Source organism: Bacillus pretiosus (genome assembly GCF_051294775.1).
GTDB lineage: Bacteria > Bacillota > Bacilli > Bacillales > Bacillaceae_G > Bacillus_A > Bacillus_A wiedmannii.
Genome location: NZ_JBPPHF010000706.1, coordinates 1 through 258, shown reverse-complemented (window position 1 = coordinate 258; position 258 = coordinate 1). Strand labels below are relative to the sequence as shown.

Annotated in this window: 1 tRNA gene and 1 rRNA gene; both read right to left on the bottom strand. The window is 52.3% G+C overall.

What is annotated here, in order from left to right:
• Positions 1-51 precede the first annotated feature (51 nt).
• Positions 52-127: transfer RNA gene (locus tag ACSG5Z_RS32820), tRNA-Val, on the bottom strand.
• Between the two features lie 4 nt (positions 128-131).
• Positions 132-247 (bottom strand): 5S ribosomal RNA (gene rrf / locus ACSG5Z_RS32815).
• Positions 248-258 lie beyond the last annotated feature (11 nt).

The window sequence follows — 258 nt, the reverse complement described above, 5'->3', positions numbered from 1 at the left end:
ACCTACTGATTACAAGTCAGTTGCTCTACCAATTGAGCTAAGTCGGCTAAATGGTGGAGGATGACGGGATCGAACCGCCGACCCCCTGCTTGTAAGGCAGGTGCTCTCCCAGCTGAGCTAATCCTCCATTTGCCTGGCAACGTCCTACTCTCACAGGGACAAGGTCCCAACTACCATCGGCGCTAGAGAGCTTAACTTCCGTGTTCGGTATGGGAACGGGTGTGACCTCTCTGCCATCATTACCAGACTGTATTCATT